The following is a 12,643-nucleotide window of genomic DNA, read 5'->3' on the forward strand; positions in this document are numbered from 1 at the left end:
TGCCAGCCCTTTTTGCAAATTTTCTGCCAGCCCAAAAACACCATATTTTCTGTAATTTTTTATCAATCAGGTTCAAACGATGAGCGCTTTTCGATCAAAATACCAGCGCGAAAGAGCGATTTTCGATCATCTTGTAAATAAAACCGGAACAAGAACCTTTTGGAACATTTCCAAAATTGAAAATAACAATGAACAAACAAGGATAGAGAGCTCTCTGCCCCTTCATACCATCGCCACAAGAACAGGATTCGCATATAAAAAAAGGCAACACCTTATTTCCTAAAAAGGAAAGGCGCTGCCTCTCAAGAATTCTTTAGCGATAACAGACGAAGAATGAAAGCTATCGGGTTTCAGTCTTCATTATTTTTTCTTCATTTCTTCTTTAACGTCGTCTTTCATTTTCTCTTTCATATCTTTTTTATCTGTCTCAGATTTCTTTTTGTCTGCTTCTTCCTGAGAGACTTTGGAGACCGTGCTATCCAAAACTCCTTGTACACTTTCTACGGTCGGAGATTTTGCCTGTGCACTGGACAGGGCAAAAGTCAAAATAGCAACGCTGAATAGGCTGAGAAGGGCTGTTTTCATAATGATCGGCTCCTTGTTACATTATGCTTTAGTATAAAAGCTTTTGCTGAACTTGTCCATTAAAGCGCAAAATAAGTAACCTATTTTATTCACTTTTTGATATAATGGTTCTAATCGTAATTTAACGCTAAACTTGTGATTACCTTCATAGGTCGTCACCAATATGCGAATGGGAGTTTAAGGGAACATGATTAGTCGTAGAAAATTTTTAACCTCGACTGCGATCACAACTGCTGGTGCCGTTCTGGCCAGTAACGCAGCCTTGGCCCAGTTTATGCCGCCTTCTGTTATTACACAAACCGTCACATCGACCATTACAGATGCGATCAACAGCTCCCTTAGCCTTGTCGTAAACGCCCATGCAACTGTGGATTTACAGCAAGTTACCGCAATCAACGCCATCACATCTGCAAAAGTATCCGGGACTCGGGATAAAAAGCATATGTTGAAAGCCCATGATGATGGGTCTGTCACCATTTGGGATTTGGATCAGGGCCGTCAGGTTAAGAAAGTAGACAACCTCCATCAGGCACCTGTAACAACCATTGCCATGTCCGAACATAACGCAACAGCCCTCAGTGCCGCAGAAGACGGTTCTCTCAGCGTTATCAATGCCAATAGCGGTCAGGCAAAAGGCAGTTGGAAACCACAGTCCAGCACCAAACCAACAGCCGTCGCCGTTGCGAACAAAAGCTCAAAAGCAGCCGTAGCAATGGAAGACGGCAGTTTGGTTATCGTTGATACGGACAAGCCGGAACAAGCCGTTCAAACAAAAGTTTCCAAAAGTCAGCTCAAGGCTGTTTCCCTGTCCAACGACGGGAAAACGGTTCTTGCCGGACGCAATGACGGGAAAATCACAATTGTAGACAGCACCAGCAACAAGGCCGTCAAAACCGTCAAGGCCCATAAATCTGAAGTCACCCATATTCAGGCCTTAAAAGACGACAGTGGCTATATCACGACCTCAAGCGATGGCACCGTCAAAAAATGGAATGCCGATTTCAGCAAAACCGTCAGCGAAGTCAACACAGGGGCGCCCGTGACCCAAGCCAACGTCAGTGATGACGGAACCAAGGTCGCAACCGCCTCCCCCGATGGGCAGGTCAAGATCAACGATATCAATACAAAAACGACCATCGCGGAACTTAAAAACACCGAAGAAGTTAAATCCGTTGAATTCGGCACAAGCAACAATGTGGTGCATGTGGCCAGCAAGGATGGCACCTCGCGCATTTTAGATGCCAACAAAGGCAAGGAAACCGCCCGTGTTGTTGTGACCAAGCAAGACGGTTGGGCCGCACTGGATGTTGAAACAGGCGGTTTTGAAGGCGATGGCGATGCTTTAACCGCTGTGAAGTGGGAAAATGCCGATATGTCGCTGGATATGGATCAGTTCGGGGAAAGCCATATGGAACCGGGCGTTCTGGCGTTGGCATCGGCAAGTGAAGCCCCCACAACCGTTCAGGAACGCCCAAAATTATCCGTTTCCTTTGCAACCCCGCCCGAAGTCGCCATTGCCAGCCCCAGTTCCGATGAAGACACCGATGAAGATGAATTCGAAGTCAGCGTACAGGCCGCTGATTTAGGCGGTGGTGTCAAAGAAATCCGTCTTTATCAAAACGGCAAACTGGTTGCTAAACATATGCCCGATGAAGGCGATGCAGAGGACAAGGTTTACAGCCACGATTTCGAAATTAAATTGGCACCGGGTAAAAACGACTTACGTTGTGTTGCACTCAGCAAAGATGCGATTGAAAGTAAACCCGCCAAAGTTAAAATCGCCTATAGTGGTGCGGAACTGAAAAGTGTGCTGCATGTTGCCGCCATCGGCATTAATGATTATCGCAACCCGGCCCTGTCATTGAACTACGGGGTGCCCGATGCCACAGGCATCAAGGATTTCTTTGAAAAACAACCGAAAAAACTGTTTAAAGATATCCGCACCACCGCTGTTTTTGATAAACAGGCCACCAAATCCGGTATTAAAGCCGCCTTGATGTCGATTAAAGATGACGCCAAGCCCGAAGATGTCGTTTTGATCTATCTGGCTGGACATGGCGATACCTTGGGCGAAAGCTGGTATTTCATGCCTTATGACGTCACCTACCCCGAACGCCCGGATCATGTGCGTGAAAAAGGCATTCCGTCTTCCGAACTGGAAGCCTGGGTTGCAGAAATCCCGGCCCAAAAAGTCGTTATGCTGATGGATAGCTGTAAATCCGGCGCTGCCGTTGCCAAAACACGTGGTTTTGAAGAACGCAAAGCTTTAAGCCGCCTGTCACGGACCTCTGGTATTCATGTTATTGCGGGGGCCGCGAAAGAACAGTTTGCCGTTGAATTGACGGACCTGGGACATGGGGCCTTCACCTACACCATTTTGGAAGCCTTGAACGGTGGCGGTGTCAACCCGCGCAAAAATGATGGCTTGGTATCGGTACGCGGCCTGTCACGCTTTATTGAAGACCGTTTGCCGGAACTGAGCGAAGAAGGCGGACGAGAACCGCAATTCCCCGTCATCAGCTCGCGCGGGCAAGACTTCCCGTTGGCCGTTAAAGTCTAAGGTCTATGCGTTTGCATAAACACAACAAGGGGGAAACATGGCAACGGTAAAAAACCAAACTTTTGTCATGGTGCAAATTGCGATCGTCATTTTGACGGTCGCTTTTGCCACCCTGCCCGCCCGATATATCAGCATTATTTCGATTGCCGAAAACTGGGCCTCCGACATGCGGTTCAGTATCTTCAATACGCCTTCACAAACAGACAATCAGATTGTGATTGTGCGCATTACCGAAGAAACACTGGCAAAACTGCCATACAGATCCCCGGTGGACCGTGGATTTCTCGCCGATAAAATACAGTATTTGCAAGGATTAGGTATTCGGGCCATCGGGTTGGATATCCTGTTTGACCAACCGACCGAAGCTGAAAAAGACGCCCGCCTGCAAACCCTGTTACGACAATCCGACATCCCGATTATCACAGGGTGGACAGACCTAGAAACCGGCTTGACCGAAACGCAATACACGTTTCAAAAAGACTACCTGCAGGGGGTGCGTTCCGGTTTTTCAAACCTGTATAAAGACCCTGTTGATGGGACTGTGCGCAATGTGTTTGTGGGAAAAGAAACACAAGACGGGTTCAAATACAGTTTCGCATCCGAAATCGCAAAAGCCGTTGGTGCAGCCCCCTTAAAGGAAAGTGTCCGTATCCAGTATCGCAGCCCACCGGATGCCGACACCCCGGCTTTTCCCATGTATGCGATTGATGTGATCGAGTTTTTACCCAAAGAATGGTTTAAAGACAAAATCGTTATGATCGGGGCCGACCTGCCGTTTGGGGATCGTCACAGAACACCGTTTGCCGCCGCACTTGGCCCCAAGGACGGGGTTATTCCCGGCGTTATGATCCAGTCACATATGTTGTCACAGATCATTGAAAACCGCACAGAAAAAGGCACCTCCCTTATTGCAGAAATCACAATCGCAACCATTTTGGGCCTATTGGCCGCGATTTTGGTCTTTGCCCCTATTGGTGCTGCGTTACGCATCTTGCTGTCCTTGGCCGGTGTTGTCGCCATAACCTATGTGATTATCTGGCTATTTACGCAAATGGCGATCGTTGTGCCCATGCTGTCCCCGCTTCTGGCTTATGGCGGGGCGATTGGATTGGGGTCGGCCTATTCCGCTTATCAACAAAAACAACATTCCGCCTTTGTCCAAAATGCCTTTAATCATTATCTGTCGCCTGCGATGGTTGACCAACTCGTCTCTGCGCCCGATCAGTTAAAACTCGGCGGGGAAACCAAGGTTTTAACCCTTCTGTTTTGCGATGTGCGTGGTTTCACGACCATTTCAGAACAATATGATGCCGAGGGGCTGACACGCCTTATCAACCGGATGCTGACACCGCTAACCGATCAAATCATGTCCTATCGCGGGACCATTGATAAATATATGGGCGATTGCATCATGGCTTTCTGGAATGCCCCGCTTGATGACCCGGAACATGCAAAAAACGCCTGCATTAGTGCACGGCGCATGCTGGATGAAATGGTCACTTTAAATGCGGTACTGGAAGAAGAAGCCAAACAAAACAACAAACCCTTTATTCCGTTAAAAGTCGGCATCGGTCTTAATAGCGGCGAATGTGTCGTTGGCAATATGGGATCCCAACAACGTTTCGATTATTCCGTGTTGGGTGATACGGTCAACCTGGCGTCTCGTTTGGAAGGGCAAAGCAAAACCTACGGCGTTGACGTCGTAATTTCCGAAGAAACCTTGAACCTCGCCCCCGATCAAGCCTGTGTGGAACTGGACCTCATTCAGGTCAAAGGGAAAACACAGGCCGTACGGATTTATACTTTGCTGGGCGGGGATGAACTTGCTCAGGATAAAAGCTTCCTCGCGTTTAAAAATGATTTTGAAACCATGCTTGCAAACTACCGGGCGCAAAATTGGGCAGAGGCACTTGAAGGTCTGAAGCGCGCGCGTACAAGCGCCGCCCCCTTTAACATCCCCGGCTTATTCACCCTTTATGAAAATCGCATTCAGGCGTGGCAGGAAAGCCCACCGGATGCGGATTGGGACGGTGTTTACCGTGCCACAACGAAATAACCAAGGAGCTTTGGCAATGTTTAAACTGAATAAAAAACTTCTCACCGCTGGCCTTGCCCTTGTCATGGGGCTAAGCACTCAAGCTTTTGCCAGCTCATATGTTGTGATTTCTTCCTCCATAAAAACCTTTAAAGCGGGCGATCAGATTACATCGGAGACCATCGTCGATATCCCCGACAAAAAATCCGTTGTCTTTATCAATGCCCAAGGAAAGACCCTGCATTTAAAAGGTCCCTATAAAGATAAACTGGAAAAAGACGGTGCAGGCGGTGGGGACAGTAAAGCCATGCGCGCCCTTGCCAGTCTGGTAAAATCCACGGCAGAAGATTCAAGCAGCGTCGGGGCCATCCGGGCCGCCTCCCTGAAAGGACGTGATCAGGCGCTTGCCATTAATATTTCAGAAACCGGTGATTATTGCATCATTGACAGCAAGCAACCGATTATTGATCGTTATAAAAAAGAAAACTATGCCACGGTTACTTTGGTTAATGTTGCCGACAGTATGGCGGAAACCCTCAAATGGAAAGATGCTGGCGAGATCAACCAATGGCCGGAAAATCTGAAAATCACCGATGGCGACCGTTTTCTGGTTATGCAGGAAGGCAAAGATAGCAAAACCCTTATCAACCTGCATATCCTGGAAAACCGCACCTATAGCGATGTGGAATTTTTAGTCTCGCTGGCGGCAAAAGAATGTAACGATCAAGCCCGTGGCCTGCTGGCGATTATCCAGCGTGAAGCCATCAACGCCAATTAAAGGGAAGTATTTACCAATATTTCGGGTAGCAGATATTCGGTCTGAAATTATTATAAATAATGGCAAAACCGGCAATAAGGCAGGCACCGAAGAACACAGGGGTCAACAGGAACATCAAATCCGGTTGGGCAGCGTAAACCACCAATGGGTTGGCCCCAGCCGGTGCATGCGAGGTCCGCGTGATCAGCATCAAAAAGACCGCGAGCCCAACCCCAAAGGCCCCACCGAACCAAGAATCCCCAAACAGATAAAGCGATATAAAACCGGCACCCGCAGATAAAACATGACCAATCACGATATTCCTGGGTTGTGCCAACGGGCTGTCGGGCAAGGAAAAGGCCAGAAAACAACTGGCACCGAACGGGGCCATCATTAACGCGCAGTCATAAATTGCGCTGAGAAATACACTTAACGTTATCGCCAATGTCGCACCGAGTGAAGACAATATAATAAACCCGATAGTGGCCCGTTGCGGTAATTTATCGTTACCCATCATTTTATCTATATATTTTCTGGATACTGCGATCATTGTTCGCCTCCTTTACGGCGCTTATTCTTAAAAATTTGACGATATGCATCTTTATCGCCTTGCTCCTGCCCAACTTGACGTTCCAATTCATCCAATCGTTCCAGCAAGGGTTCCATTGCAATTTGAATTTCCTCTTCGCTATAACGCGACACAATATGTTGCGGGCAATTCCAGTCTATTGCCTCCACCGTCAAGATAACCCCACGTTCCACACGGGCGCGGTAAGTTGGGTCTTCCAGACGTTGAACCAAGGCAGGATCATCTTGATAGTCCACCAATTTGGCCCGCGCCCAAATTTTCAAACGCCGACGATTGGGGTAATCCATTAAAATTAAAGCAACTTTATCATTCTCTGCCATATTGCCGACGCTGATATATTGGACATTTCCACGGAAATCGGCATAACCAAGGGTCTGTTCATCCAATACCCGCAAGAACCCCTTTGGACCGCCACGATATTGGACATAAGGCCAGCCATCTCCATTGGCCGTTGCCTGATAAAAACCGTCACGGGCCGCAATAAAGGCTGTTTCAATGGGTCCTATTTTATCCGGTGTTTGATCATGGTCTTCCAATCCGGCATAGGCCTTGCGCGATCCATATCGCGTTTGAGCCGCACGGACGGACGGTGTAAAACTAATCTCAGCAAACCTGCGCGACATTTCAAACCTCCTTCAAATAAAAAGGACGGGTGCTGCTCTCATTCAGGAACAACACCCGTCAGTTGGCGGGGCATTATTCCGCGGCTTGTGCCAATTCCACTTTCGGGAAATCAATATCAACGTATGTGGCTTTGCCTAACAGGTTGGTCAAAATATTCATGCCGACATGTGTGATAATTTCAACGATATCTGAATCACTGAACCCCGCTGCGCGCACACTGTCGAACTCAGCCTGCGTTACATCGCCCATATTGTTGTTCAGGGCTTTTGCAAAACTGACTGCCGCAGCCGCCTTGGCGTCAAACGACGTGCCTTTGCGATTGGCCTCAATCTCGGCATTATTCAAACCAGCTTTGCGCCCAATCGCGCTATGGGCAGACAAACAATATTCACAGGAATTGCCTTGTGCCACGACCAAAGCAATCCGTTCGCGGGTTTGGGCATCCAGTGTGCCATTTTCCGCAATACTGTGCAGTCCAAGGAAAGCTTTCAGCGCATCAGGGGATTGTGCAAATACGCCTAAAAAGTTCGGCACCATGCCAAGTTTGGCTTGGATCGCATCCAGCAATTCACCTTGTTCTGTTGTGGCATTTTCTTTTTTAATAATTGCAATACGGCTCATTTTCTTCTCTCTCGATTTTTTGGGTTTTAAAACGTTCAGGCTTGTTCGCCTTGACGAAAGAGAAGTTAGATTGTTTTATAAAAAATATTAATATACTATTTATACAATTTATTATTACGATATTCGGAATTATAAAATGGATCGATTTTTGGAAATGGAAGTCTTCGTTAATGTGGCTGAGACGGGCGGCTTTGCCGCAGCCGCCCGAAAACTCTCCATGTCGCCCCCTGCTGTCACGCGTGCGGTGGCTTCCCTTGAAGACCGTATTGGCAGTCGCCTGTTTATTCGAACCACTCGGTCTGTGCGCCTCACCGACAGCGGTCAACGTTTCTTGCGCGATTGCCAACGCATTCTCAGCGATGTAGAAGAAGCACAGGAAGCCGCCATTGGTTCACACAGTGCGCCACGTGGACGGTTAAACGTAACCGCCCCCGCCCTTTTCGGACGCATGTATGTAACACCTGTTCTCATAGATTTCTTGCGTGATTTTCCTCTGGTCAATCTTAACACCCTGTTCTTGGACCGGGTGGTCAATATGATCGACGAAGGCATGGATATCGCTGTACGGATCGGGGACTTACCGGACTCTTCTCTCAATGCTGTTCGGGTCGGTTATGTCCGCAAAATCACCTTTGCCTCACAAACATATTTAGAAACACACGGTATCCCCCAACATCCAAGCGAGCTTGAACACCATCAAACCCTTCAATCCAACGCGGTCGGGTCATCAAATATATGGTCGTTTGAAGAAAACGGCACACGCATTCACGCCAAAGCCAATCCGCGTTTTGAAACCAACACCAACGATACAATCATCGAAGCCGTTCTCAAAGATTTTGGGATTTCAAGGCTTTTATCCTATCAAATCGCGCCTTATCTGGGTGATGGTCGGTTGAAAATCATTCTTTCCGAGTTTGAAGAAAAGCCCCTGCCTGTTCATATACTCCATCAGGAAGGGCGCATGGTTTCCGCCAAAGTTCGCGCCTGTGTCGATTATCTGGTGGAACGTCTGCGTGCCGACCCTCACCTGAACTAGGTCGTAAACTCAAAAGAAAAGGCGCAACTGTATAGAAACAATTGCGCCTTTTCTCATTCGTACTTGGATAGATTTATTCTGCGGCCATATACATTTTTTCGAAGTTCAGCTTATAGCCCCACGGCAAACCGGAATTACGCCATCCATCGACATCGCGCACTCCCTTGGAATTACCTTCCTTGTTTTTACCGCCTTCAAAGCCATCCACCATTGTATAGCTTTTCGTCCATCCTTCGTTGAAGAACAGATCAGCCGCCGGTGCACTGCGCGTACTGCCGGAGCGGCACATAAAGACCAAAGGCGTGTCTTTCGAGACATTTTTTGCCAACAAGGCTTCTTTGACTTCTTTCACAAAGTTCGGATTTTTTGTCATCGCATAAACCGACTTTTTCGCATTTTGCTTCGTACGATCACTCAGAAGATAAGGGACATGAATATCGGTTTCATCGGTAAAACCGGTAAACATCACTTCGATCGGGTCGCGCACATCAATCAAAACAACCTTTTCATCCTTTTGCATCATGTCCCATGCTTCTTTTGCTGTGACATATAGGCCGGATTGTACTTGTGCCGTTTTTTTGGTTGGAACATCTGCCGCCTGTGCCTGAAAACCCGGCGCAATCAACGTAAATGCCAACAAGGCCGCTGCAACATATTTCATAGAAAAACCTCCTGTCCTATTCATTGATTAGAATGTGAAATAACGAACGGACGGGTCTGCCATATACGCCCCGATTTGCGGCGGTTTGGCATTGGAAACGCCTTCGATCAAAGCATCCATACCCAGGCCACGGTTCGGCAGATATAACGCACAGACATCAGCCTTTGCCCCAGTTGACATTGCTTTTTTCAGCAATTGTTGCGGTGTCGCGTTCAAGGGTTTCAACGGCGTTGCCTGATAGTCTTTTTTAGCAATATCCCCACCATGATCACAAAGCAAAATACGGACATCAGAACCATTCTTCAGCGCTTGCAAGCTCAAGACCAAGGCCATTCCCTGTGTTTCCACACTCTCAGATGTAATCACAACAAAGGTCTTTGATGCTGCTTCGGCTGCATAGGAAGAAACAGAAGATAGCATTAAACCCATGACAAGGGCGAGAGACGAGAATATTTTCATCATGCGGGGGTACTCCAATAAGTCAGAAATAAACATTAGTTAAATCTTATATTATAATTTTATTGTAAAGTACATTGCGAATTATCAATTTCTTTTCACATAAAAAAAACAGCCTGCCTCAAAATGAAGCAGGCTGTTCTTGAATCAATAGAGTCTTTTAACTGAAAATCACCTGAATATTGGTATATTCCGCCAAACCTTCTTCACCAAATTCCACACCGATACCGGATCCTTTGACCCCACCAAACGGCGCATTGGGCTGGATCGCACCATGTTTATTGATCCAGACCGACCCACATTCCAGTCGGCTGGCAATTTCTTTGGCTTTTTCAATATCTTTGGACCAAACCGATCCCCCTAACCCATTGGGGCTGTCGTTGGCCCGCTCAATCACTTCGTCAATATCACGATAGGAAATAATGGGAAGAACCGGACCAAATTGTTCCTCATCGACAATGGGCCAGCCATTATCAACCCCCGCAATCAATGTTGTCGGATAAAATAGCCCTTCGCCTGCTTCGCCACCTGTTAAAATACGTGCCCCTTTGCGTTTGGCATCTTCGACCAAACCTTTGACCTTTTCAAATTGCATAGTGTTTTGGATAGGGCCGATGACGTTCGCCTCATCCAAACCGTCCCCCATCGGGATCGTGCGCACCACATTGGCCAATTCCTCACAGACCTGATCATGCAGGCTTTCATGCACATACAAACGTTTCATCGCTGCACAGGTTTGACCGTTGTTAATAAAGGCCCCCCAGAACAGCCCTTCCGCGATTTCCTTGGGATCACAGTCAGGTAGAATAATCCCGGCGTCATTTCCGCCGAGTTCCAAAGTCAGACGTTTCATGGTTGCCGCGGCACTCATCATCACTTTTTGCCCGGTCGCACACGATCCGGTAAAGACAATTTTATCGATTCCTTGATGGGTTGACATGGCAGCCCCGAGACTATCATCTCCCGTAATGCAATTCACGACACCGGCAGGTAAAACCTCGTTCATCAATTCAATCAAGCGGATGGTGGATAAAGGGGTAAAAGGCGACGGCTTACACACCACTGTATTACCAGTTCGCACCGCTGGAATAATATGCCAAATCGCAATCATCACCGGCCAGTTCCACGGGGTGATCGACCCGACGACGCCAATAGGTTTGCGATGAAGAACGACTTTGCCCTCTTCTGTGTCCTGCAAAACCTTTGGCAGAACTTGCAAAGCTGCGGTTACTTGCGTCCAGGCTTTTGCTCCACCAATTTCAAAACGTGAACCCAATCCGTTTAACGGCTTACCTTGTTCTTTCGTCAAAAGGGTCGCCAATTCTTCACTATGTTCTTCGATTTTAGCAGCAATGTTCAAACAAGCCTGCTGGCGTTCTTCATCTGAAACCGCGCTCCATTTTTTAAAAGCTGTACGTGCAGCTTGTACCGCCTCATCCAATTGAGTTGTTGATGCCTTGGGCGCATGACCAACGGGTTGCCCGTTTGCCGGATTCAAAACCGTAAAATGATCATCCGTCGCAACCTGTGCACCATCAATCAACAGCGCATATGTTTGTTCTGTCATCTTTTCCTGCCTCGTCTGTCAGAGTTTTAGTTTCTTTTGTAACTTTTATCTTGCCGAGAAAAACGCGTGTAAACAAGTGCTATTTTATCCGTAAAACTGCGCACTCAGCTATTGGGTTCCAAAAATTCATCAAAACCAAACTCGTGATAAATTCGGATAAATTCACCCGTTTCTTTCATTTTTTTCAACCCCTTGTTAAAGGCTGAAATAATTTCCGGGCCACGTTTATTTTTAAGAGAGACAATTAAACTGAGCGGTGTTTGTGCAACCTTCATTGGTTCACGTCGAACTGTGTCCATGTCCAACTTTGCCCCGGAAATTCCATAATCCGCATCCCATTGAGGAGAAACCACCAGATCCACCCGGCCCTCTTTCAACATTTTAAAGCAAGACACCATGTTCAACGGCGCCTCCCTTTTCATCAGGTTCTTTTCCTTGAGTTCTTTAATCACACCGAAATCACCATATCCATTAGGATTACAATAGACTTTGCCTTTCAAATCCTTTCTTTGGTGAATCGACACATCCGATTTTTCCAGAACATAGGCATAATTTGTCATATGCAGAATTGGGTCGGAGAAATAAAAGATTTTATAACGCTCCGGCGTCGGTCCCCACGGGAAAGCTGCGTCAAGCACCCCGGACTGTGTCAACGAATACCCCCGTGCCCAAGGTTGCCATTTGACTTTCTCCACAGGGAATTGCGCCAATTCAAACGCCCGCATGACAATGCGCAAACCCAGTCCGCCATGTTTCAGCTTCTGTGACGTGATAGGCGGATAATCATCGCCTGTGACGATTGTAATCCCTTTATCTTGCGCCCATGCGGCCTTTATTCCGATAGAAAATCCAACCAGAAAGAAGAGAGACAACGTTTGTCTTAACCACTCCCTTCTCATTAAATATCCCTTTCGTTTTATATAATGCTCTTCCTATTATTTATAATTGAGCTTTCAATTCAATATTTTCAATACAATTCTACAGCCATAAACCAACAAAAAAACGGGCAGACCATTGGCCTGCCCTTAAGTTTCTGCTTTCATTGCGGGATGAAAGGCAGGTCTAAGTCAATGAATTTTCCAGTTCCGGTACGGCATCAAAGAGGTCCGCAACCAAACCGTAGTCAGCCACCTGAAAAATGGGGGCTTCTTC

General features: G+C 47.3%; 12 protein-coding genes. 4 read left to right on the plus strand and 8 right to left on the minus strand.

The genetic code is table 11. The features are described 5' to 3' along the window. Nucleotides 1–360 precede the first annotated feature (360 nt). A complete protein-coding gene (locus ACN0VA_RS13520; protein ID WP_417821670.1) occupies nucleotides 361–585 on the minus strand; it encodes a hypothetical protein in 225 nt (74 codons plus the stop codon). A 187-nt stretch (nucleotides 586–772) separates the two neighbouring features. On the opposite strand from ACN0VA_RS13520, the gene ACN0VA_RS13525 reads away from it, so the two are divergent. Genes ACN0VA_RS13525 through ACN0VA_RS13535 form a run of 3 tightly spaced genes read left to right on the plus strand, consistent with a single transcriptional unit; the run spans nucleotide 773 to nucleotide 5,958 of the window. Then, nucleotides 773–3,145, plus strand: a complete 2,373-nt coding sequence (locus ACN0VA_RS13525; RefSeq protein WP_417821671.1) for a caspase family protein — start codon at nucleotides 773–775, stop codon at nucleotides 3,143–3,145. 37 nt (nucleotides 3,146–3,182) lie between these two features. Then, a complete protein-coding gene (locus tag ACN0VA_RS13530) occupies nucleotides 3,183–5,201 on the plus strand; it encodes a CHASE2 domain-containing protein (RefSeq protein ID WP_417821672.1) in 2,019 nt (672 codons plus the stop codon). Between the two features lie 16 nt (nucleotides 5,202–5,217). Beyond that, nucleotides 5,218–5,958 carry a hypothetical protein gene (locus ACN0VA_RS13535; RefSeq protein ID WP_417821673.1) on the plus strand — a complete coding sequence of 247 codons (741 nt, stop codon included), beginning with the start codon at nucleotides 5,218–5,220 and terminating at the stop codon, nucleotides 5,956–5,958. A 10-nt stretch (nucleotides 5,959–5,968) separates the two neighbouring features. Here ACN0VA_RS13535 and ACN0VA_RS13540 read toward each other — a convergent pair whose 3' ends face one another. The 3 genes from ACN0VA_RS13540 to ACN0VA_RS13550 form a co-directional block, all read right to left on the minus strand. After that, on the minus strand, nucleotides 5,969–6,487 hold the full coding sequence (locus ACN0VA_RS13540) for an HPP family protein (RefSeq protein ID WP_417821674.1): 519 nt from the start codon (nucleotides 6,485–6,487) through the stop codon (nucleotides 5,969–5,971). After that, nucleotides 6,484–7,149 (minus strand): pyridoxamine 5'-phosphate oxidase family protein, encoded by a 666-nt coding sequence (locus ACN0VA_RS13545; RefSeq protein WP_417821675.1) that lies wholly within the window; start codon nucleotides 7,147–7,149, stop codon nucleotides 6,484–6,486. The genes ACN0VA_RS13540 and ACN0VA_RS13545 overlap by 4 nt, the downstream gene beginning before the upstream one ends. 73 nt (nucleotides 7,150–7,222) lie before the next feature. After that, entirely contained in the window at nucleotides 7,223–7,771 is a 549-nt protein-coding gene (locus ACN0VA_RS13550; RefSeq protein ID WP_417821676.1) for a carboxymuconolactone decarboxylase family protein, read from the minus strand. 136 nt (nucleotides 7,772–7,907) lie between these two features. Here ACN0VA_RS13550 and ACN0VA_RS13555 point away from each other — a divergent pair, with 136 nt between their 5' ends. Then, the gene (locus ACN0VA_RS13555) at nucleotides 7,908–8,807 is read left to right on the plus strand and encodes a LysR family transcriptional regulator (RefSeq protein WP_417821677.1); all 900 of its coding nucleotides are present in this window, start codon (nucleotides 7,908–7,910) and stop codon (nucleotides 8,805–8,807) included. 73 nt (nucleotides 8,808–8,880) lie between these two features. On the opposite strand, the gene ACN0VA_RS13560 is transcribed toward ACN0VA_RS13555, so the two are convergent. From ACN0VA_RS13560 to ACN0VA_RS13575, 4 genes are all read right to left on the minus strand, one after another. Continuing rightward, nucleotides 8,881–9,468, minus strand: coding sequence for a rhodanese-like domain-containing protein (locus tag ACN0VA_RS13560; protein WP_417821678.1), 588 nt, complete (start codon nucleotides 9,466–9,468; stop codon nucleotides 8,881–8,883). Nucleotides 9,469–9,495: 27 nt separating this feature from the next. Further along, nucleotides 9,496–9,930 carry a hypothetical protein gene (locus ACN0VA_RS13565; protein ID WP_417821679.1) on the minus strand — a complete coding sequence of 145 codons (435 nt, stop codon included), beginning with the start codon at nucleotides 9,928–9,930 and terminating at the stop codon, nucleotides 9,496–9,498. 154 nt (nucleotides 9,931–10,084) lie between these two features. Then, nucleotides 10,085–11,491, minus strand: a complete 1,407-nt coding sequence (locus ACN0VA_RS13570; protein WP_417821680.1) for an aldehyde dehydrogenase family protein — start codon at nucleotides 11,489–11,491, stop codon at nucleotides 10,085–10,087. A 104-nt stretch (nucleotides 11,492–11,595) separates the two neighbouring features. After that, on the minus strand, nucleotides 11,596–12,390 hold the full coding sequence (locus ACN0VA_RS13575) for a substrate-binding periplasmic protein (protein WP_417821681.1): 795 nt from the start codon (nucleotides 12,388–12,390) through the stop codon (nucleotides 11,596–11,598). Between the last annotated feature and the right edge of the window lie 253 nt (nucleotides 12,391–12,643).

This window comes from Terasakiella sp., assembly GCF_048267425.1.
Classification (GTDB): Bacteria; Pseudomonadota; Alphaproteobacteria; order Rhodospirillales; family Terasakiellaceae; genus Terasakiella.

What these genes read in the sequence shown, in the direction of transcription:
- ACN0VA_RS13560 (WP_417821678.1), bottom strand. Translation starts at nt 9,468, where the DNA reads ATGAAATATGTTGCAGCGGCCTTGTTGGCATTTACGTTGATTGCGCCG.
- ACN0VA_RS13550 (WP_417821676.1), bottom strand. Translation starts at nt 7,771, where the DNA reads ATGAGCCGTATTGCAATTATTAAAAAAGAAAATGCCACAACAGAACAA.
- ACN0VA_RS13520 (WP_417821670.1), bottom strand. Translation starts at nt 585, where the DNA reads ATGAAAACAGCCCTTCTCAGCCTATTCAGCGTTGCTATTTTGACTTTT.
- ACN0VA_RS13545 (WP_417821675.1), bottom strand. Translation starts at nt 7,149, where the DNA reads ATGTCGCGCAGGTTTGCTGAGATTAGTTTTACACCGTCCGTCCGTGCG.
- ACN0VA_RS13525 (WP_417821671.1), top strand. Translation starts at nt 773, where the DNA reads ATGATTAGTCGTAGAAAATTTTTAACCTCGACTGCGATCACAACTGCT.
- ACN0VA_RS13535 (WP_417821673.1), top strand. Translation starts at nt 5,218, where the DNA reads ATGTTTAAACTGAATAAAAAACTTCTCACCGCTGGCCTTGCCCTTGTC.
- ACN0VA_RS13530 (WP_417821672.1), top strand. Translation starts at nt 3,183, where the DNA reads ATGGCAACGGTAAAAAACCAAACTTTTGTCATGGTGCAAATTGCGATC.
- ACN0VA_RS13575 (WP_417821681.1), bottom strand. Translation starts at nt 12,390, where the DNA reads ATGAGAAGGGAGTGGTTAAGACAAACGTTGTCTCTCTTCTTTCTGGTT.
- ACN0VA_RS13555 (WP_417821677.1), top strand. Translation starts at nt 7,908, where the DNA reads ATGGATCGATTTTTGGAAATGGAAGTCTTCGTTAATGTGGCTGAGACG.
- ACN0VA_RS13565 (WP_417821679.1), bottom strand. Translation starts at nt 9,930, where the DNA reads ATGATGAAAATATTCTCGTCTCTCGCCCTTGTCATGGGTTTAATGCTA.
- ACN0VA_RS13540 (WP_417821674.1), bottom strand. Translation starts at nt 6,487, where the DNA reads ATGATCGCAGTATCCAGAAAATATATAGATAAAATGATGGGTAACGAT.
- ACN0VA_RS13570 (WP_417821680.1), bottom strand. Translation starts at nt 11,491, where the DNA reads ATGACAGAACAAACATATGCGCTGTTGATTGATGGTGCACAGGTTGCG.